Below are 19,990 nucleotides of genomic sequence, written 5' to 3'. Positions count from 1 at the left end.
TTGGTTATTTTTGTGCAGTCTCAAGTTCTTTAATGGTCCAGGGGTTTGACCGGTTTGCGTTTTCAGCCCTTACCTTTTTCACCTGCGAAGGCTTCACTACGGAAGATTTATTGCCAAGGTCATTTCTGATGTAACTCAGCACCGAGGCGATATATTCATCACTGTTTGCGCCCAGTGCCGGCATCATATCCGGATAAGTTTTACCCTCAATGGGGCCGGATAGTCCATGCAGTAAGATCTTGATCAATTTTTCCGGATCGGCATTGACATCTCTGGCACCCGCCAGTGCCGGTGCAGGCATATCCTTACCGCCATTGTTTATTCCTTTTCCATCTGCTCCATGACAAGTCGCACAGAGCTGTTTGAAGATCACCGCCCCGTCCTTTATTAATTTCTGATCAGCGGCAGCCATGAGTTTGGCTTTCTGCTCCGATTCAGCGCTTTCCCTGAGCTTACCCTGATACCTGTTCTGCGATTCAGCAAGCAGCTTATCATCAGGATAGCTCTTCAGCAGACCTGTGATGATTTGCTCTGCCTTTTCAGATTTATTAAACCTCAAAGAAAGGGCAAGCTGCAAGCGTACATCGGCACTCGGATCATTTTTTAGTGCCTCTACCGAAGCCAACAGATCCTGATCACCATTTGTTAATGCCTCTTCAGCGATCCAAAGCGAGGTTTTCCTCACCTCAGCATCCTGATCCTTAAACGCGGCGAGCAATACCGGACGTTCAAGTGCATTCAATCCGTTCAATGTCCATAAAGCATGGATCCTGGCCAGCTGAACAGTAGATTTAAGAGCGAGTGCTTCCAAAGCCGGAACCACACTTTTATCTCCCCGTACTACCAGTAACTTTTGTGCATTGTCACGCCACCAGCCATTTGGATGGCTCAGGTATTGAACCAGCTGGGCATTTGGCAGGCTCAGCATCCTTGGAACGGTTTTATCTGGCTTGATGCCGTCATAAACCAACCTGTAAATGCGACCCCTGCCTATGTTTTTGTCTAGTTTCTTCTGATCGATCTGATTGCGCAGATAAGTCCCTTTCCTGGTCCAGTTTCCTTCCTGAATAATGCCACGGTGCATATCTACAATATAAAGACAGCCGTCGGGTCCGGTGGCACTGTTGACCGGTCTGAAGTTCATGTCCGTGGAAGCAATGAACTCTTCACCCGGATACGCATTAGTCAAAGTAATCTTGGCATTTGTGTTACTTAGTTTTGCCCTTCTGATGAGTCTGCCTACGGGCTCAGGTATAAACAGATCTCCTACCGCATCAGCCGGCAATGCGGTACCCCTGAAAACAGACTGCCCCGCACAGGCTGTAAAATGATTGAGCGTACTGTCTGCCCTAAGACGTCCGAGACCTCCCTGAACATCAGGTGTGGAGATGACCGGCCATACAGACTGAAAGTCTTTATCCAGCTGACCACCCACATCCAGCCTTCCGAAATAAGGATTTTGCTGAAAATCAAGTGCCGGAGTCTCGCCACCGGCTGCCGAGTAAAACAGCCGGCCATGGTTGTCATTGGCCAGGCCCCATTGCCCGCCGGAGCCATTGATCAGTTTTTCAGTTTTCAGCATGCCATTATCGTATTTATAACGCACATCCTGATAAGTCACATAGATTTTATTGTCCAGGTTCCAGATCAGCCCGCTTTTCTGGTGCTCCAGGTTATTGGTGCTGACCTCATCATTACGGTACACCATTTTCTTTTCATCAGCTACGCCGTCACCATTGGTATCCCGGTAACTGTAAATGTGATTGGAATTGGTTTCACTGACCAAAAGGCGGTCATCCAGCGTCAGTATCAGTCGTGGTAAAAGCAAATTATCAATGAAAACGACCGATTTATCCATTTTGCCGTCACCATTGGTATCCTCGAGCCTTTTGACCTTACAAACCGGCTTCATCTCATCAGAGCCATCAGCATCCTGCATATAGGTATTCATTTCGGCAACAAACATTCTGCCGTTTCCGTCCCATGCAATGGCAACAGGTTCATGGATCATAGGTTCGCTGGCCACCAGTTCCAGATGATACCCTTTTTGAAGGTGAATGGCTTTAAGACTTTCCTGCGGAGAAAGGTATTGAGATGAGGGACTGGTATTTACGATGATCTTCCCTTCGGCATCGCGCTTCAGCGAGCTCTGGGTTACCTTGCAGGCATAGATGAACGTAAACAGCCCGAGTATACCCAATACCCATTGTTTGGTTCGTTTCATTTTATATTTGGTTTGTTTGTATGCTGGCTTTGAGGGGGCTGGTCTATTTCTTTAGACCGAGCGCGTATTTGATACCGCCCAAAAGATGCTGGAGGTACAATGGCTCCTGGTAAGATTCAGCAGTATGCCCTAGCTCCGTGTAAAAAGCTCTTCCGCCATCATACTCATGGTACCATGCCATAGGATGCTTATCACCCATTTTCCCGTTGCCCGCGTCGTAGGTTGTTTCATCGATAGACATCAGCACATTAAGCCCTTCTGCCATCCATTTAAAATTGTACCATTCGTCTTTCCTTTTCCACTCAGCAGGCAGGTGTTTGGTAGAGATATGATCACGGTTGGTTACCTTTATGGTAGCCATCTGCTGGGCAGGATGCGAGGCAAAATATGCACCCACCAGGTTACCGTACCATTTCCAGTCGTATTCTGTATCGCTTGCCGCATGTACTCCTATGAAGCCACCACCATTTTTGATGTATCTTTCAAAAACAGCCTGTTGATTATCATTCAATACGTCTCCGGTCGTGCTCAAAAAGACTACTGCATTATATTGCTTCAAATTGGCATCCGTAAACTTAGCCGAATTGACCGTACTGTCGACATCAAATTTGTTTTCAGCTCCAAGCTTCTGAATGGCTGCAATACCTTCTTTGATGGCATCGTGATGGAAACCTGCAGTTTTACAGAAGATCAGGATTTTTTTGTTCTTTGCGTAGGCCGAAGAGCCCAGCAATATTCCTCCCATCAGGAGGAATAAGGCTAAGTGTTTTTTCATCTGGTTAATATTTTGTTTCGGTGATGAAGCTATCATGATCTTAATCATTTCATTTATGATTTGAAAGATCATGATGGTTTCATCTGGCTAATTATTTAACTGACAATATGTACGTCACTATTTTCTTTGCGTCATCAACTGACAGCGCCGGGTGCGGCGACATTGGTATAGCACCCCAAACTCCTGATCCGCCTTCAACCACTTTTTTGGCCAGTGCGTTTTTGTTTTCTTCATTGGCAGGGTACTTTTTTGCAATCTGCTTGAAACCCGGCCCTACCAATTTGACATCCAGTTTGTGACAGGCCATACAGTCTGACTTGGCAATAAGTGCTTTACCCGCAGCAGCATCCGCTGAAGGTGCAGCCCCTGTAGTTTTTTTTGCGGCAGCCGCCGGCTTTTTAGTTTGTGCAACTCCCTGTGATGCACATACAGAAACAACGGCAAATACAATTGCCGGAATAATTAAGGTCCTCTTCATTAGGTGTGTTATTGATTTAAATTATTAAACGTGAAATTAGTCAGAAAAGTTAAAAAAACCTTAAAAAATGATTAATCTCATTGATAAGTTACAAGAATACGTGACATTTTTGAAAAAATGCCCGTTATCCTTCTTTTGATAACGGGCATTATAACAGTTTATTTCACTCCCCATTTTTTGTTCGGCAACGGACCCATTTCCAGTTCCAGTTTACCACCGGCCATGAGCTGTTCATGACTAAACCATGGTGTATTAATCACTTTTCCATTGAATTTGGCGCTCTGAATATATTTGTTTTGCACAGAGCACTTATTGGCGATCATCTGGAACTGTTTTCCGTTAGGAAGATCGATAGTCACATTTTCAAACACCGGACTACCAATGGTGTACGCAGGTATACCAGGCGTGACCGGATAGAAGCCCATTGATGAAAAGACCACAAAAGCAGTCATTCCGCCCCCATCCTCATCACCGGGAATACCAAACACATTGTCTTTAAACCAGGTATCCAGCAAGAACCTGATTCGTTTTTGCGTTTTCCAGGGCGAACTGCTGAAATTATAAAGATAAGGGATATGGAAACTGGGTTCATTGCCCATAGAAAACTGACCAACAATGCCGGTAAAGTCGGGAAATTTGGCCCAGAGCTCATATTTGCTCCTGCCAAGAGGCTCACGGTAAAGCTGGTCTAGCTTGTTTTCAAAGTTGTTTACCCCGCCAAAGAGACCTATTAAGCCTTTTACATCATGCTGTACCTGCCATAGATAAGTCCAGCCATTGTTTTCATCATAATAGTCCCTGCCACCCATACCGCCATCAAATTTAGGATCTATCTTAATCCAGTTACCATCCTTGTCTTTTGGCAAAAACATCTGGGAATTATTGTCCCAAAGGTTTTTATAGTTGTTGCCTCTCGCGTTAAATCTCTTATAATCCTGGTCCTTTTTCAGTTCCTTTGCAAACTCGCCCAGCGCCCAGTCGTCATAACTGTGGCCCAGAGTAATGGCAACTGCCTGGCGCTTTTCAAAACCGTGAACGGTTTTATTGGTCTCCTCTTCACCAATCTTCAAAGCAGGAAAATAACCTTTTTCATAATAGAAGTCCTCCAGGTCAGTTTTAGGTCCATTCTTCCAGGGCAGCATGGTGGCCTGTGTGGCATTTTTAAGCATACCTTCATAGGCTGCATCTACATCATAGTTCCTGATGCCTTTGCGGTAACCGTCCAGAAAAGTAATGGTAGAATGAAATCCGTTCATACAAGGGTTATCACCGTACAGCAACGGAAATGTAGGAACCCATCCGCTTTGCTGGTACATCAGCACATACGAATTCAGCATGTCACCTTCCTGAGCGGGGTTGAGAATCGTTCTTAGCGGATGATGAGCAAGGTAGGTATCCCAAACCCAGTCATCTACATAAAAAGGACGGTTGGTCTTATGCACCTGTTTGTCATAACCGCTGTAATACTGTCCGTCTTCAGTAATATCTACCATACGCTCGTAGCAGCGGTACAGCGCAGTATAAAAGCTGCGTTTCTGAGCTTCAGTTCCACCCGTCGACTTGATCTGGTTAATCACCTTAGACCATGCCGCCTCACCAAGTTTAATCTGCTGATCAAAAGTAGCAGTCTTTAGTTCGTTGCTATAATTTTTTTTTGCCTGATCAGCACTGATAAACGATAGTGCATACTTAAGCTCTATGGTTTTTACTCCTTTATCAAAGGTAAGCAGCAATTTGTTTCCATTCTTTTCTGCTGATGCATCGGCATTCAACGTGCCATACATATAGACCTTAACACCATCCCAGGTCTCCATACCCCTGACCTCTCTGGCCGATGCCAGCTGAATATTACCTTCACCCCTGTTATATTTATCAAAGATCAGTGCTTTTGAACTATTATGAGGAAAATCAAACTTAAAAATGCCTGTCTTTTTACCAGGGGCAAATTCTACCTTAATATCACTGTCAATCAGATAAGTAGAATAATACCAGGGACGGTTGATCTCCAGATCATGGTCATAGGTCATTCTCTTCGTATCCTGCGCACTTAGGGCGGGCTTAACCGAAAAGACCTGCCCGTTCCGGTGCGAGACCACCGTTAGAGGAAAATTAGAGATCTGATCGTCCATATAATCAGCCCTTTGAGGCGTCATCCTGATCACCTGGTTGGGCAATTGGATGGTTGGTCTTGTAGGTTCCAAAATTGCACCTACGTTTCCGATCCGGGGATCAACATATTTCAGATTTCCTTCACCGCTATAGTTTGGCTGTTGTGCCTGCGCAAACAAAACCGGTAAACAGGCGAACGCCAGGGTTAAAATGGTTGTTTTAGGTTTAAATCGTGTGTTCATATCATAAAAGTAATAATTTTATTTACGCTCCGGCATTTTTATGCTCAGGGACTTTTCATTGCGCAGCATTTTGGCTGCTTCTCCCGTCAGCCACAAATAGTGGTCTGAGGGCTTTCCATCATTATTTACAAAAGAAGTCACTTTACTTACAGGCGGATTGTCCGTAACCTTGAATATGGCAGTAGCTTCATTTACCTCATCAAACATCGCCACATACAGCATCGACGCACCTACATTGATGACAGTAGCGATTTGCTGCCAGTAAAAGCGGCCTCCTTGTCTCGGAATGGAGCCCACCGGTTTCACGTCATCAGGAAACTCGTATTTGCTCAGGTTGTGCCAGCTAAAACCAGGATAAATGCAAGGTACGTAGTCGACCTTATTGTCGCGGCACCATTTGATATCCGCTATAGTATTGTCCCTCAGTCTGTCCATGTCATTATGGAGCAGCGGCGAATAACGCTGTACCGACCATGGCAGCACTATATCGCTTTTTTTGATCAGCTCATGCAGGTAGGGATCATTTACGCAATCAGCATTGAGCGTACGCCAGGCCATAGGGACACCCAGCATAACCGAGCAATTGCCATAAACAGGATCATTTTTAAGAAAATCTATGAATTTATCCAATCCGATATTGCGCATATTGTAAGGCCTGTCAGGAAATCCGATTCCCCATATAGTTACCAGGGGCTTGCCATTGTGGTGAATATAGGTTTTTTTACCGGTCTGATTGGTTACTTTAAGCTCATCGACCAAGTATTTCCAGTCGGCGATCAGCGCAGAACAGTCCTCATTTGAAGCGCCCAGTCCGGAAAGGTCATACATGACCCCGATTGCCCTTACATTCTTTGAAGCCGCTTCAAATGCATTTTTTAGCACAGTTACTGATTCCATGTCCCTGTTTTTTGCATTGCCAAAAAACCTCTGCATAAACACACCGTCAAGGCCGTACTCCTTCATCCATTTGAAATGAAGATCTACCGTGCTCTTGTCGTGCGAGCTGAAGAATTTCGCAGTTTCGCCATTATTGAGTTTGTAAGGCGTATTGTAGGTCTTTTCATATTCCCTGACGTCGGGCCACATGTCTATTCCGTTACGATTTTCAGTACCGTATGCCCAGCGCTTGGACTTGGTTCCATCGCCTTCGGCCCTGAACCAGCCCTGGTAGCCCGCCATGACCAGGCCTTTGTAAGACGGATATTCGGTCTGCTTGCTGTGTTTGGATTGAGCGGCGCCGTAAAACGGCATGCAGATGCATACCAGCGCCGAATAGCTTAAGAATTTTGGAATTGATTTCATAATTAATTTGGGTTTTAGCAGAATTTCTTCATACAGCAAACCGCATCTGGTTTACCTCAGTTATAAAGTACCGTGTAAATGCTTAACAAAACATTAATGATTCATTAAACCCAACAAAATAACGATAAAACAAAAAAATCCCCCGATTAATCTGGAAACATTCAGTGAACGATTCGTTTTACGAGCGTATTGGCGCACAAGATATCACCTCTCATGTGAATTTTTCTGCACTGAGCCATTGGGGAGCAAAAAGTGATTTAAGGGAAACTGGTTTTACCAGTCAGGGCTATTTTTTAATTTCCCTGGGATTCCGGGAACATCTGATAAAAAGCCTGGAAGGCGAATCCGACATCGTCAAGGCGGCTCAAAAAGCAGCAACTATAAGCAATACACTACTGATGGATATGGGAAACAAATACAAAGTTATCCGGGCTCGCATGCTATCCCTCTGATTTAGGCTAGGACTTTACAGACAGTCCTTCACCTTTCTTTTTAAACCAATCCTGCTTCGGGTTGTTTATTTTTTTATTTTATGACATCGATTTGGTCACGTTCAGAACTAATTTTACCTGTCAGTTGTTATTGATTTAATTTAACAGTTATAGACAGAGAAAAATGGGTTTAATGGGTTACTACCTGATAGCAGGTATTATGTTTGTTATTGGCCTTATTGTAAGCAACAGACTGAAAAGCAAATTTAAGGAATATAGTGAGATCGGCCTCTCCAATGGACTCAGCGGCAGGGAGATCGCTGAAAAAATGCTTTCAGATAACGGGATTTATGATGTGCGTGTCATTTCCGTGGAAGGACACTTAAGCGATCACTATAATCCTCAGGATAAAACTGTGAATTTAAGTTCCGATGTTTTTCTGGGAAGAAGCGTATCAGCTGCAGCAGTGGCGGCACATGAATGCGGGCATGCTGTACAACATGCCCGGGCATACAGCATGCTGCAATTCCGCAGCGCCATTGTTCCGTTGGTGAATATAAGCTCCCAACTTTCTCAGTGGGTAATATTAGCCGGCCTTGGTTTTTTAGTCGGAAGCGCAAACCCTACTGTTTTACTTGTTGGCATCGTACTGTTCGCCATCACAACACTTTTCACTATTATTACACTTCCTGTAGAATATGACGCGAGTAACCGTGCCTTAAAATGGCTGGAAAGTAATCATATGACAACTGCCGCCGAATATGATAAAGCAGCAGATGCGCTCAAATGGGCTGCACGCACTTATGTGGTCGCAGCCATCAGTTCAGTTGCGACTTTACTTTATTACATTCTCTTATTTGTAAATAGCAGGGACCGGAACTGATAATTCCTCTTATATGTTTTCCCTGAACAACAATAAGGGCAGATCAGTATGGAAGGCCAATTGCTCCGTTACACCCCTGTGAAACAGGCTTTCAAAAAACCCATATATTTTGGGCACCGTAATCACCAGATCAGCCTTATTTTTTTTCGCAAATTCCATGATCCCAATTGCCGTGTCCTTATGATCCGTATAGTGGTACTCAGGATGCTGGGCATCCCATAACTGGTGCAGGTCAGTCATTTCGTTAATGGTATCCGGATCAAAATGCGCTCCGTCACGGTCGACATTTAAGATGAGCAAATTTGCATCTAAAGCCTTTACAAAAGCTTTAATCGCATAGAACGGAGTTGTTTGAGAGACCTGCTTCAAATCGCAGGCAAAAACTATTTTTTTAATGCTTTTAAAAAACGCTCCGAAAGGTACAATCAGCAAGGGTGCCACACAGTTCCTGGCCAGATCCAGGGCATTACTGCCAATCAGGACCCGCTCCAGCTTGCTCTTGCCTGTCACGCCGGCAACAACCAGTCCAATATGCTGCTGCCCGACGAGCGTGTTCACTGCAGTAACCAGAGTTCTTTCATCAGTGCGGACTTCTATCCTGATTTCCGGGTCCATATATTTTTCCAGCTCGTTTTTCAGTTCTGAAATCCTCTCCGGGCTTTGCTCAGGCGATTCTACAAACCCTGTTCCAGCCGGAGTGGTTGCCATCGGGGGCATCAAAATCCACTCATCGGAATGGTACAGCATAAAGTCTGTTGCTTTTAGCTGCCGGGTTAATCCGGCCGCATAAAGGGCAGCATTCCATGCAGGAACTGAAAAATCGGTCAGCACCAGCATACGCCTTACGCTATATAATGTATCCATTCCCTATCTCCTTTCCAGAGGCTTTCAGGCCCTCTTAATAAAATGCACAACCAGATAGAGAGATAACAGATGTACTTCGAAATTGTTCCGGTTTTATAAAAAGAAGCCGCTTACATGAAAAGAGAAAGTTAAACAAAGTCAGTAATTATTTGTTTATTCTGTTTTCAAGGGGAGGCATATCCCTGAAAGAGACGAAGAAACGGCCATGTTTATGCGTTAACATACTTCAGATGAAGAACTTTTTGAATTTGGCGTATATTGTTTGTTTCCTGGGATTCAGTTCCTTTCTAAAACCACTATCTCAGGACGCCTTCCTGCAGTCGGGAGCATATTCATTGATTTTCAAAGAATCACAGGATCTTCCCGTATCCATGGGTGTAAAATCTGTATTATTTAATTCCTGCGGAACGAAACTGTACGCGCTCAGCCTTGAAGGGATGTGCATTTATGAATTTGACCAGAAAAGCAAAAAACTTCTCAGGGAAATTAATTTTAAACCCACCAAAGCCAGGGGATGGGATTACTCCCTGAACCGAGGCATTCCTTCTTTTGCAGAAAAACCTGTTGAAGCTTGTTTCAGTCATCAGGATAAGATCTTATGGGTCTCATTGCACAATGCCGGCGGCATAGTCCCGATAGCAATGGATACTTTACCTCAGCGGAAATCACTATCTGTTTTACCTGGCAAAGTTGCTTATATTACTGATTTTGAAAGGCAGAAACGGGATACAGTGTACCTTCCCCTGATCAGGACAGGAGAAATACCCAAAGTTATTGCCAGGACTGAAGACAGCAAATTTCTGGCAGTAAGCAACTGGGGTTCAAAATCAGTAAGCATTTTAAAGCTGAATGACACACTAGCGCCGTACGGGAAAAAAATAGCGACTATAAATTTACCCGAAATCCCGAGAGGAATCGCCGTAGATGACAAAAATGAGAAGACATACGTGGCGATTATGGGCGGGAATAAAGTCGCTGTGATCAATAATAAAAACTGGAAAATCGAAAAGAACCTCCCTGTTCTCACCAATCCACGCCACCTGCTGCTCGACAGCAACGGAAATCTGCTCATTTCTTTTAACACGATCGCTCAAATCGGTTGCTTTAAAGCAAGCACAGGGAAATCATTATTTAAAGTGAATACACATCAGCAACCAAGAACCATTGCACTTTCAAAAGATCAGCGGTTTCTCTTTGCTGCCTGTTACGCCGGAAACAGGGTAGATGTTTTTAAAATCAACAGAAAGGGTTTTACCAGGATCTATTCTTTCCGCTGCAGCGGAAAGCCCGTTGGCATAGCCCTTTACGAGAACGAGGACAAACTCGAAGCCTGGGTTAGCTGTTATCTGTCAGATCACCTGAAAGCATATGAATTTGAGAAAAAACTATAGATGCAGCGCTATCTAGTGAAACGGGTACCTGTTTTAATGTTTTGGAATGTATTTTCTCAGAATTTTATAAAGCAGACTCAGATCAAAGGGTTTTTCGATGTAACCATCAAACCCATTGATCCGGTATTCCTGGTTGATATTGCTGTTGCAGCTTAATGCCAGTACCGGCAAATGGGGGTATTTCCCTTTGATCTGATGGCAGACTTCAATACAGGCATCCCCGTGCAATTTATAATCCAGCATGACAACATGAGGTCTGACCTCATCAATAACATCTAAAAAATTTCCATTGATATCTGTAAGGGAGAATACTTCAAAACCTTCCATTTGTAAAGCAAGGGTCAGAACGTCTAATACGGCTTCATCAGTATCCTGCACAATTATAGTCTCCATGATCAACTGCTTATGACCCAAAAAAAAGAAACTTAAAACGAAGCTATACCTTTTTGACGGATTTAAAATAAATATAAGAATAAATGAATATTTCTGCAAAATTTAACCACTTGATTTCGTCATGCATTCCGGATGAAGCCAGTGTAACGGTCTGACAGGCTTTGTTTGAAAGATTTTGAACCAATCTTTGTCCCGATTGTTATCTTAACACATTGTTTTTGCATCTGGTTATGCTCCGCGGAATTCATCCGTAAGATTAGTAAAGGAAAATATCATGGATACATTTTCTATAAAATTCAGAGCAGGAAGCCTGGATCTGGATGCCATTGTTACTCAGCATGATCATCACCGGCAGTTTAAGGTTGAGATGGTCACCAATGAGAAGGAGCCAATTTTATTAAACAGATCAGCAGAAGGTGCCTGGGATATTGTTCAGCGGGGGCCCCGGAACTTTTCTGACCAGGATTTTCAGGAGTTGGAAAATGCGATAGAACGGCAGCTTGAAGACATTTATAGAGTGAAAAATATGCTCGTGCTTACTGACTTTTCCGATTCAGCCACCAATGCTGCCAGGTACGCGACTGCATTGGCCCATGAGCTAAATACTGAAAATATCATATTGTACCATTCTTATGTATCAATCGCTGTACCGCCGACTGCTTTTGCACCTGCCTCAGGAGGTTTTACGGAGTCTGCTGATGAAAGCCTGCAACTGATCACGGAACTGAAAAACGATTTGGAAGAGCGGGTCCCCGAACAAACCAATATAGAGATCCGGACTGACGAAAGAACATTGCTTTCCGCGGTTAATACACTCGTGGAGCAACAGCACATTGGCCTCGTGATAACCGGGATTACCGGAAAAAGCAGTCTGGAACGGACTCTGGTTGGCAGTAATACCATCAGCCTGGCAAAAGATTGCCTGGCTCCATTGCTGATAATCCCCCCGGTGGCAGCATTTCACCCGATAAAAACAGTAGTTTTTGCCTGTGACCTGAAACAGGTTTCTGCGTCAACCCCGGTTAGGGCAATAAAAACTTTTGTTCATGCATTGAAAGCCAGGTTGCTCATCTTAAATGTTGATCGTGACGGAGCGCATTTTAATCCGGATACCATCAACGAAATGACCGACCTCCATCAGCTCTGGGATGATGAGCAACCGGAATATCATTACATCGACCACGAAGATACGGTAGCTGGTATTATGGAGTTTGCCGGACAGCAGCGGGCAGAACTGGTGATTACTGTTCCGAAACAATATGGTTTTTTTGAAGGCATTTTTCATCGGAGTATGGCTAAAAGACTTGCCTTTCATACGCACCTGCCCTTATTAGTGTTTAAAGAAGACATATAGGTACGGCGGAGATTGGTAAAATTATTTCTTCGTCAAAGCCACGAAAAAGCAATCAGAAAGACACAGCCAACTACTGCGATTTACAAGGCAGCTGGAATTGAAATAGCCTAACTGGCGGCAGTTGCAATACTGCTCTTTTTTTCCTCGATCGCCTGCAATAACTGATCATAAGGCTTGTTGAATTTTTCTATACCTTCTTTTTCCAGTTGCGCACCAATTTCAGCCAGGTCAATGCCGATCTTTTTTAGTTGTACCAGAGTTTGGCCGGCACTGTCCAGGTCATGTTCCAGACGGCTTGCCGGACGTCCATGATCCCGGTAAGCATCCAGCGTTTCCGGAGGGATGGTATTGATTGTTTCGGGGCCGATCAGTGCTTCTACATATTTGGTATCCGGAAAGGAAGGGTCTTTAGTTCCGGTACTTGCCCATAAAACGCGTTGAGGCATAGCGCCATTGACCTGTAGCTTTTTAAAACGGTCACTGCTGAAAACACGTTTATAGATCTGATAAGCTTGTTTAGCGCAGGCAATGGCAACCTCCCCCTTCATTTCCGGATGACCCTTTGTTTCCAGGACCGGATCAACCAATACATCTATACGGCTCAGGAAAAAGCTGGCTACCGATGCAATATGGTCAATAGGCTGGCCAGCAGCAACCCGGTCTTCCAGTCCCGACAAATAAGCATCGGTGACCTGCTCGTAGCGATCGAGGCTAAACAGCAGGGTAATGTTGATGTTCAGCCCTTCGCCAATCGTTTTACGAATGGCCGGCAGGCCCTCTGGCGTTGCCGGTATCTTGATCATCACGTTTTCCCGGTTCACCTTTTTCCAAAGCTCCACTGACTGTTTGATCGTACGGTTGGTATCATGCGCCAGGCGCGGCGAAACTTCCAGACTAACATAACCATCCGCCCCTTTCGCAAAAGTGGGGCCGAATACATCTGCGGCGTTTTGAATGTCAGTTACAGCCAGGTTGTAAAAGATCGCCTCGTTATCCTGGTATGCAGCAGCAAGTGTCCTGATCTGCTCATCGTAATCAGCGCTGCCGCTGATGGCCTTCTCAAAAATAGCCGGGTTAGAGGTCAGCCCCCTCAGGCCGTCATTCTCAATATATTCTTTTAGCTGACCGGAAACGATCAGATGACGGTCTAGAAAATCCAGCCAGATACTCTGGCCGAAGTCCTGTAATTGTTTTACTTTGCTAGTTTCCATGATACAATTCTTATTTTTTTTGTCAAATCAATGTGGACAGTTCTATATTTAATGAAACGCCGGTGCCGGTATCAGGGATCGGACCTCATTGACAATAGCCTGGGCATTAATACCGGCATGTTCCAGCAACTCGTCCATTTTTCCAGATTGGGAAATTCGATTTACCGCCATTTTTTTAACATATACCCCTTTGTCAGATGCTGCTAGCGCAGCCATTGCAAAATCACCCATCCCCCCATGCGCAAAATGATCTTCAACAGTAATCAGGATAGCGTGCCTGGTTTCCTGTATGCATTTAATCAGTGTATCCTTGTCAATTGGATGAACCGAATAACAATCCAGCACCCGGACCCTGATCCCTTCTTCATTCAATCTGTCAGCCGCCTTCAGCGCTTCAAATACAGTAATGCCAGTAGCAGCGATCGTAAGCAGATCATCTTCGGACTGTCTCAGCAATTTTGAACCGCCCACTTTAAATTCTTCATGATCATCATAAAGTACAGGCGTTTTAGGGCGCAGTGTCCGCATATAAACAAAACCCTGATGGTCGATCATCAGAGCGGTCAACCGCATTGTTGACAGCGCATCTGCCGGCTGAAAAATGACCGTATCCGGCAGGGTACCAAATAGCGCAATATCTTCCAGCCCCATTTGCGATGGTCCGTCCTCACCGATAGAAACACCCACATGAGAACCCACAAATTTGATATTCGCTTCCGACACTCTTGCCATACGGATCTGATCAGCAGCCCTGGTCAGGAATGAACCGAAAGTAGCCACCACAGGGATTTTTTTCAAGCGGGACAGGCCCGCTGCCGCGGATACCATATTTTGCTCGGCGATATAGCATTCTACAAAGCGCTGAGGAAGCGTTTTAAAGAAATCTTCAGTAAAGGTCGAATTTTTCACATCAGCGTCCAGTACGTAAACATCCGTATTTTTGTGTCCCAATTCGGCCATCACCTGACCAAAGACCTCCCGTGTAGCATATTCCCGGTCCTTTTCAAAGGAAAATCCTGTAACCGGCCCCGCAACTGCCTGCTCTGGTAACCTGGTTAAATCCGGTTGCTTTAGATTGAACCTGAGGCTATCATCGGTTTCGCCTAATTCTTTCAGCGCTTTTTGCAATTCTTCCTCATTCAGGGCTTTCCCATGCCAGCCCTCCTTGTCTTCCAGGAAAGAGATCCCCTTCCCTTTAATTGTCTGCGCAATGATGGCCAGGGGCCGGTCGCCCTGATGATAAAACGCCTGTTCAAATGCGAGATCTGCCTCTTTAAGATCATGACCATTGATCACAATCGTTTCAAAACCAAATGCCCGGAACCGCTGCTCATATTTCTCTACATCCCATCCAAACATAGTTTCACCGCTTTGCGCCAAACGGTTGATATCCGCGATGGCCACAAGATTGTCCAGACGGTGACAGGTAGCGAAGTTGGCAGCTTCCCATATCTGCCCTTCTGCCAGTTCACCATCGCCCATAAGCACATAACTCTTATACGGAAGAGACTCTCTTTTGGCCAGCAATGCAAGCCCGGCACCAACTGAAAGTCCCTGGCCCAGCGACCCTGTAGCCGCCTCTGCATACCTAAACTTCGGTGTAGGATGTCCTTCAAAACGGCTATTGAACTTTCGCAGTGTATTTAATTCTTCCAGCGGATAAGCATCAGCCATCCCAAATAGCGTATACAGCAGCGGTGCCGCGTGCCCCTTAGATAGTATGAAGCGGTCGTTATATAAATTAAGCGGATTTTTGATGTCATACCTGAAATACCGGTCAAAAAGTACCGCCATGAGATCAGCAGCCGATAAGCAGGAAGTAGGATGTCCCGATCCTGCAGCTGTAGTAGCAGTCAGACACCATTTGCGGATCAGGTCAGCTTTTTCCTTTAATTCTGCATAGTTTTCCATAATCTTGTTGTTTTAAAATTTATTTATAAGGGCAGTTGTGCCGTCGTCTTTATAAACTGAGGCGCGGCTGCTTAAGGTAAGATTCCATGTCAATGATATTTTAAGTTCTCACTCGATTGCTGAGAACGATCATGTAGACCATTTTATAACAATTGGAATTTTAATTGGTTCAGATAAAACACCATCCTGAATTCAGGCATCTCCGACATATTGCCCATCCCCGATGCAGCGCTGGGAGCCATCGCCTACGTAATAGACGCGGTTACAGGTATCATCGGCGGCACCAGGCGCTGGCGGACTATGCCCTGGATGGTCATCCTGTTTGGAATAGCCGTAGGGCCGCTTGGTCTGGTCAGTATTTTACTGGTCATCCTTCAGCCCGTACTCTTCAATTCCTGGTGTACCCTGTGCCTTACCTCGGCAGTAATTTCTATTTGGATGATAGGGCCGGCTATGGACGAGACACTTGCTTCCATGCAATATATAAAAGGTGTAAAAGATTCAGGCAAATCGGGATGGAAAGCATTTTGGGGGTTTAATCAATAAATTATGTGGGCGCAAATTATAAATACATTAATTGGAATATGGCTGACGGCTAGCCCGGGCATATTCAACTATAAAGATTCGGGAGCAGACAGCAACCACATCATCGGACCGGTCATTGCCACCATCGCAATGGTAGCCTGCTGGGAGACAACCAGGGGGCTTCGCAAGCTCAATATTCCGCTGGGACTATGGGTCTGGGCTGCCCCATGGATATTAGGATACCAGGATCCGTTTCCCATCATCAACGATATGGCATGCGGGATCCTGGTAATAACACTGGCATTTGTCCGGGGACAAATAAAAGGAAAGTACGGGGAAGGCTGGAAAATATGGAAGCGCAGGCAGAATGTTTGATGGTTTCGCCACAATGCCTGTAAACAAAAATTTTATGCTCCGGGCTGACTTTGATCAGAAATTAAGAAATAAAAATATACCCCGCCGAATACGTTTTAGCCGTTCCGCTGATCAAAACCCTGTCATCAAGGAGCGTGCAATCCAGTTTACCCACCCTTTCAGACAACTGCAATGCTGACAGTTCTTTTTTACCCAATTGCCCGGACCAGTAGGGAATCAGGGAACAATGTGCTGATCCGGTTACCGGATCTTCAAAAATAGAGGCCCCCGGCACAAAAAACCGGGATACAAAATCGGCTTTATTGCCTTTTGCCGTCACGATGATCCCTCCCGGTGCAATATCGGCAGTACTTAGCTTTTCCCGGTCAGCTGCCAATTCCAGAATATCCTGCTCGTTTTCATATACCAGGAAATAATCTCTCGATTTTAAGACCTCCAGAGGCTGTTTGCTCAATGCAGTGGCGATTGCATCAGGCAATTCAGCAGCAACAGGCCTCCTTGACGGAAAATTAAGCGTATACCGGTCATTCTCAATTCCTACTTCCAATATTCCGCTTTTGGAACTGAAACGAATGGTATCTCCAGCATAACCCAGTTCTGTTTTCAATACATGCGCCGTTGCTAAAGTTGCATGACCACAAAGATCCATTTCATATTCAGGTGTAAACCACCTCAGGTGGAACCCATCACCTTCCGGAATGAAGAATGCAGTTTCAGCCACCGCATTCTCCTGTGTGATTTTCAACAGGGTTTCATCCGGCAGCCATTCTTCCAGCACCACAACACAAGCGGGATTTCCACCGAAAAGCTGATCTGTGAAAGCATCTATCTGATAACAGGCTAATTTCTTTGTGTACATTGCTTTTAAGGTTTTAGGTTTTTTAAATCGATTTCAAACAGGCTGAACTTACCATCCCTGTAATGTTCAGGCAAATCGTCCGTATAGGTTATGCCGGTGACGCCTTTATAAGTGAAACCGCAGCTTTTGTAGTAATTGTTAATCTTCTCATTGCCGGCACCTGTATCAAGCCGCACAAAATCTTTTCCATTTTTGGCTGCAAAGACCATTGCCCAATTTACAATATGTTGTACATAGTTATTCCCGCGAAATGATTTGTTGGTTGCAATGCGGTGTATATAAATGGCCTGACCGGTATCTGCTTCCCCCCAGATCGTAGCGTCACTGAAGGTGATGACGAAGACACAGGCGATCTCTCCGTTTTCGACAATCTTATATTGCCTGCCTTCTTTAATTTCAGTTTCAATGAGCGAACGCTCGAAACCCCGCCAATAAGTGTTCGTGAATTGCTTCATGTATACAGTAGCATCGTCGTACAATTTAAATAAAGAATCGATGTCTGATAAGGTACTGTTCAAAATGACCATAGTGTTTTATTTCTGACCTGCACAAATATCCACAGAAAAAAAGAACCGATACAGATACAATTTTATTAAATTTGACCAATACAGTTTACAGCTTTATCTTAAATCATGCCAGCAAACAGTTCAAAAACAAGCCCTTATTTATATTTGCAGATCGCATCCCGGATTGAAAAACAGATCATGGAGCAGGTTTTGAAGGTTGGGGATAAACTTCCTTCTGTAAGAACATTGTGCAGAGAACTGGGTCATAACATGAGCACCATTACACAAGCTTACTATGAACTGGAAAGCCGTTCACTGATTCAGACACGGCCCAGATCAGGATATTACGTGTGCCTGCCACCCGGAAAACGACTTGAAGCGCCCAAGCCGAGCAGCCCGGCCCTGAATGGAAGTAATGAAGATCAGGACGACCTCATTACCAAGGTACATCGTGACGGGTCAAATAAAGCAGTCACATTGTTATCTCTTGGCGTACCCCACACCAGTCTGTTACCGGTTGCAAAACTAAATAAAGCCATGCTCCAGGCCACCCGGACGGTTCCGGGCAGCGGAACAGGTTATGACCACGTGCAGGGAAATGAAAACCTGAGGAGGGAAATCGCGAAGTGGTCGCTGAACTGGGGCGGTGTATTAAATGAGCTGGATCTGGTGACAACCTCCGGATGTATGAACGCATTGTCCTATTGTTTGCTGGCGCTGACCAAGCCAGGTGATACCGTTGCCATTGAAAGCCCGGCTTATTTTGGCATCTTACAACTGGCAAAAGGAATGGGTCTCCGTGTACTGGAACTACCCACCAATTCGGTTACCGGAATCGAAATTGATGCATTGAAAAAAGCGATCAGCCTGCATAAGATCAAAGTGTGTCTGCTGGTCAGCAACTTCAACAATCCTTGTGGCTCCTCTATGCCTGCTATACATAAAAAGGAAGTGGTGAAACTCCTTGAGCACCATCACATTCCATTGATAGAAGACGACATTTACGGCGACCTCTATTTTGGCGGCAGCAGGCCCGGAACCTGCAAAAGCTATGACGAGAGCGGAATGGTACTCTACTGTAATTCTGTGTCAAAAACCCTGGCTCCCGGGTACCGGGTCGGCTGGGTGGCAGCAGGTCAGTTCACCGACAAAATAATCCGGTTAAAATTGAACCATTCCATCTCTTCTGCAACGCTCACTTCCGAAGTCGTCGCAGAGTTTCTGAAAAATGGCAGGTATGAGCACCACCTCAGGAAAATGCGCCAGACCCTGCACCACAACAGCATGAAATACATTGCCGCTATCGCCAGTTATTTTCCTGAAGGAACCAGGGTGACGCAGCCCGAAGGCGGATATTTTCTGTGGATCGAACTGGACAAGCGCGTAGACACCACTGAACTCTACAACAAGGCCATCAAATTCGGGATCAGTATTGCGCCGGGCAGAATGTTTACGTTGCAGGAACAGTTCGGCAACTGCCTGCGGTTAAGTTTCGGACTACCATGGAATGAAGAACTTGAAAAAAAGATCAAAATACTGGGCAGACTAATACCGGGTGCTTTTTATTAATCGTTTTCTTCCATCTGCTCGAAAAACTGTTTAAGTTCATCAAAGAAAATGAGTGTCCTGAGCCTTTCGTTCCGCTCTGAAGTAATTGCCGCTGACAAAGCCCATCCACTATATAATTTATCCAGCATTTCATGGATCTCTTCAAATGAATGTTCACTGAGAAATTCCTTAACCTGCGCCTCTTTATTTTTCCCGTTGTTGATTTGTACTCTCATACTTTTATCAATTATTATTCCCTTTGCCTGAGCGCTACTTATTAACGATTATCACTAATAAATGTTATGCCGAAATTTCTGTGGACACATAAAATAACTAAAACAGATTCATTATATCGGGGTAGTTAATATTTTACATTATTTACTTACGTTTATGATTTATAAAGTTTCTTAAAATGGTGATAATAAGAGATCATGAAAAATCTGCGTATTGAAATAGACAGAGTATGTACTGTCTTCCGCCTGCATTGAAAGCGCAGGACAAAACCTGTATTGCTTTGCCATAGTCCACCTATACTCCACGTATAGTCCACCTATAGTCCACGTTTTCCATAAAAAACATGGACTATACATTAAATATTAGTATATTGTA

At 44.7% G+C, this 19,990-nt stretch carries 19 protein-coding genes; 7 read left to right on the top strand and 12 right to left on the bottom strand.

Annotated elements, in window-relative coordinates; all coding sequences use genetic code 11:
* Positions 1-4 precede the first annotated feature (4 nt).
* The 5 genes from QEP08_RS09210 to QEP08_RS09190 all read right to left on the bottom strand — a co-directional run bounded on the left by QEP08_RS09210 (position 5) and on the right by QEP08_RS09190 (position 7,130).
* A complete protein-coding gene (locus tag QEP08_RS09210; protein ID WP_285057428.1) occupies positions 5-2,224 on the bottom strand; it encodes a DUF7133 domain-containing protein in 2,220 nt (739 codons plus the stop codon).
* Between the two features lie 43 nt (positions 2,225-2,267).
* Positions 2,268-2,999, bottom strand: a complete 732-nt coding sequence (locus tag QEP08_RS09205) for a ThuA domain-containing protein (RefSeq protein WP_285057427.1) — start codon at positions 2,997-2,999, stop codon at positions 2,268-2,270.
* A 91-nt stretch (positions 3,000-3,090) separates the two neighbouring features.
* Positions 3,091-3,477 (bottom strand): c-type cytochrome, encoded by a 387-nt coding sequence (locus QEP08_RS09200; protein ID WP_285057426.1) that lies wholly within the window; start codon positions 3,475-3,477, stop codon positions 3,091-3,093.
* Between the two features lie 158 nt (positions 3,478-3,635).
* Entirely contained in the window at positions 3,636-5,828 is a 2,193-nt protein-coding gene (locus QEP08_RS09195; protein ID WP_285057425.1) for a GH92 family glycosyl hydrolase, read from the bottom strand.
* A gap of 18 nt (positions 5,829-5,846) precedes the next feature.
* Positions 5,847-7,130 (bottom strand): glycoside hydrolase family 99 protein, encoded by a 1,284-nt coding sequence (locus tag QEP08_RS09190; protein ID WP_285057424.1) that lies wholly within the window; start codon positions 7,128-7,130, stop codon positions 5,847-5,849.
* Between the two features lie 137 nt (positions 7,131-7,267).
* Between QEP08_RS09190 and QEP08_RS09185 the strand changes: the two genes are divergently transcribed.
* Positions 7,268-7,582: an SAM-dependent methyltransferase gene (locus QEP08_RS09185; RefSeq protein ID WP_349019034.1), complete on the top strand. Its 315-nt coding sequence runs from the start codon at positions 7,268-7,270 to the stop codon at positions 7,580-7,582.
* 172 nt (positions 7,583-7,754) lie between these two features.
* Entirely contained in the window at positions 7,755-8,444 is a 690-nt protein-coding gene (locus tag QEP08_RS09180; protein ID WP_285057423.1) for a zinc metallopeptidase, read from the top strand.
* A 9-nt stretch (positions 8,445-8,453) separates the two neighbouring features.
* Here QEP08_RS09180 and QEP08_RS09175 read toward each other — a convergent pair whose 3' ends face one another.
* Entirely contained in the window at positions 8,454-9,308 is an 855-nt protein-coding gene (locus QEP08_RS09175) for a universal stress protein (RefSeq protein ID WP_285057422.1), read from the bottom strand.
* Between the two features lie 230 nt (positions 9,309-9,538).
* Here QEP08_RS09175 and QEP08_RS09170 point away from each other — a divergent pair, with 230 nt between their 5' ends.
* Positions 9,539-10,699 (top strand): YncE family protein, encoded by a 1,161-nt coding sequence (locus QEP08_RS09170; RefSeq protein ID WP_285057421.1) that lies wholly within the window; start codon positions 9,539-9,541, stop codon positions 10,697-10,699.
* Positions 10,700-10,732: 33 nt separating this feature from the next.
* Here the strand turns inward: QEP08_RS09170 and QEP08_RS09165 are convergent, their stop codons facing one another.
* Positions 10,733-11,092 carry a response regulator gene (locus QEP08_RS09165; RefSeq protein WP_285057420.1) on the bottom strand — a complete coding sequence of 120 codons (360 nt, stop codon included), beginning with the start codon at positions 11,090-11,092 and terminating at the stop codon, positions 10,733-10,735.
* Between the two features lie 274 nt (positions 11,093-11,366).
* On the opposite strand from QEP08_RS09165, the gene QEP08_RS09160 reads away from it, so the two are divergent.
* Entirely contained in the window at positions 11,367-12,446 is a 1,080-nt protein-coding gene (locus tag QEP08_RS09160; protein WP_285057419.1) for a universal stress protein, read from the top strand.
* A gap of 107 nt (positions 12,447-12,553) precedes the next feature.
* Here the strand turns inward: QEP08_RS09160 and tal are convergent, their stop codons facing one another.
* Together tal and QEP08_RS09150 are read right to left on the bottom strand one after the other, a co-directional pair.
* A complete protein-coding gene (gene tal, locus QEP08_RS09155) occupies positions 12,554-13,657 on the bottom strand; it encodes a transaldolase (protein ID WP_285057418.1) in 1,104 nt (367 codons plus the stop codon).
* A gap of 48 nt (positions 13,658-13,705) precedes the next feature.
* A complete protein-coding gene (locus QEP08_RS09150; protein ID WP_285057417.1) occupies positions 13,706-15,568 on the bottom strand; it encodes a transketolase in 1,863 nt (620 codons plus the stop codon).
* Between the two features lie 183 nt (positions 15,569-15,751).
* Between QEP08_RS09150 and QEP08_RS09145 the strand changes: the two genes are divergently transcribed.
* Both QEP08_RS09145 and QEP08_RS09140 read left to right on the top strand, forming a co-directional pair.
* Positions 15,752-16,114 (top strand): vitamin K epoxide reductase family protein, encoded by a 363-nt coding sequence (locus tag QEP08_RS09145; protein WP_349019033.1) that lies wholly within the window; start codon positions 15,752-15,754, stop codon positions 16,112-16,114.
* A 3-nt stretch (positions 16,115-16,117) separates the two neighbouring features.
* Positions 16,118-16,468 (top strand): SPW repeat domain-containing protein, encoded by a 351-nt coding sequence (locus QEP08_RS09140; protein WP_285057416.1) that lies wholly within the window; start codon positions 16,118-16,120, stop codon positions 16,466-16,468.
* A gap of 61 nt (positions 16,469-16,529) precedes the next feature.
* Here the strand turns inward: QEP08_RS09140 and QEP08_RS09135 are convergent, their stop codons facing one another.
* Entirely contained in the window at positions 16,530-17,327 is a 798-nt protein-coding gene (locus tag QEP08_RS09135) for a PhzF family phenazine biosynthesis protein (protein WP_285057415.1), read from the bottom strand.
* 5 nt (positions 17,328-17,332) lie between these two features.
* Complete coding sequence (locus tag QEP08_RS09130) at positions 17,333-17,854, bottom strand: GNAT family N-acetyltransferase (RefSeq protein ID WP_285057414.1); 522 nt, start codon at positions 17,852-17,854, stop codon at positions 17,333-17,335.
* Between the two features lie 105 nt (positions 17,855-17,959).
* Between QEP08_RS09130 and QEP08_RS09125 the strand changes: the two genes are divergently transcribed.
* Positions 17,960-19,402 carry an aminotransferase-like domain-containing protein gene (locus QEP08_RS09125; protein WP_285057413.1) on the top strand — a complete coding sequence of 481 codons (1,443 nt, stop codon included), beginning with the start codon at positions 17,960-17,962 and terminating at the stop codon, positions 19,400-19,402.
* Here QEP08_RS09125 and QEP08_RS09120 read toward each other — a convergent pair.
* Positions 19,399-19,617 (bottom strand): hypothetical protein, encoded by a 219-nt coding sequence (locus QEP08_RS09120; protein ID WP_285057412.1) that lies wholly within the window; start codon positions 19,615-19,617, stop codon positions 19,399-19,401. The genes QEP08_RS09125 and QEP08_RS09120 overlap by 4 nt on opposite strands.
* Positions 19,618-19,990: the final 373 nt, after the last annotated feature.

The organism is Pedobacter ginsengisoli (assembly GCF_030244015.1).
Classification (GTDB): Bacteria; Bacteroidota; Bacteroidia; order Sphingobacteriales; family Sphingobacteriaceae; genus Pedobacter; species Pedobacter ginsengisoli.
The sequence above is the reverse complement of the archived record's forward strand: the minus strand, read 5'-3'. Positions and strand labels throughout refer to the sequence as shown.

Bases quoted from the DNA above. Each gene is read 5' to 3' on its own strand.
- QEP08_RS09195 (WP_285057425.1), bottom strand. From the start codon at position 5,828: ATGAACACACGATTTAAACCTAAAACAACCATTTTAACCCTGGCGTTC.
- QEP08_RS09135 (WP_285057415.1), bottom strand. From the start codon at position 17,327: ATGTACACAAAGAAATTAGCCTGTTATCAGATAGATGCTTTCACAGAT.
- QEP08_RS09180 (WP_285057423.1), top strand. From the start codon at position 7,755: ATGGGTTACTACCTGATAGCAGGTATTATGTTTGTTATTGGCCTTATT.
- QEP08_RS09125 (WP_285057413.1), top strand. From the start codon at position 17,960: ATGCCAGCAAACAGTTCAAAAACAAGCCCTTATTTATATTTGCAGATC.
- QEP08_RS09120 (WP_285057412.1), bottom strand. From the start codon at position 19,617: ATGAGAGTACAAATCAACAACGGGAAAAATAAAGAGGCGCAGGTTAAG.
- QEP08_RS09170 (WP_285057421.1), top strand. From the start codon at position 9,539: ATGAAGAACTTTTTGAATTTGGCGTATATTGTTTGTTTCCTGGGATTC.
- tal (WP_285057418.1), bottom strand. From the start codon at position 13,657: ATGGAAACTAGCAAAGTAAAACAATTACAGGACTTCGGCCAGAGTATC.
- QEP08_RS09175 (WP_285057422.1), bottom strand. From the start codon at position 9,308: ATGGATACATTATATAGCGTAAGGCGTATGCTGGTGCTGACCGATTTT.
- QEP08_RS09205 (WP_285057427.1), bottom strand. From the start codon at position 2,999: ATGAAAAAACACTTAGCCTTATTCCTCCTGATGGGAGGAATATTGCTG.
- QEP08_RS09160 (WP_285057419.1), top strand. From the start codon at position 11,367: ATGGATACATTTTCTATAAAATTCAGAGCAGGAAGCCTGGATCTGGAT.
- QEP08_RS09200 (WP_285057426.1), bottom strand. From the start codon at position 3,477: ATGAAGAGGACCTTAATTATTCCGGCAATTGTATTTGCCGTTGTTTCT.
- QEP08_RS09130 (WP_285057414.1), bottom strand. From the start codon at position 17,854: ATGGTCATTTTGAACAGTACCTTATCAGACATCGATTCTTTATTTAAA.
- QEP08_RS09190 (WP_285057424.1), bottom strand. From the start codon at position 7,130: ATGAAATCAATTCCAAAATTCTTAAGCTATTCGGCGCTGGTATGCATC.
- QEP08_RS09165 (WP_285057420.1), bottom strand. From the start codon at position 11,092: ATGGAGACTATAATTGTGCAGGATACTGATGAAGCCGTATTAGACGTT.
- QEP08_RS09140 (WP_285057416.1), top strand. From the start codon at position 16,118: ATGTGGGCGCAAATTATAAATACATTAATTGGAATATGGCTGACGGCT.
- QEP08_RS09150 (WP_285057417.1), bottom strand. From the start codon at position 15,568: ATGGAAAACTATGCAGAATTAAAGGAAAAAGCTGACCTGATCCGCAAA.
- QEP08_RS09210 (WP_285057428.1), bottom strand. From the start codon at position 2,224: ATGAAACGAACCAAACAATGGGTATTGGGTATACTCGGGCTGTTTACG.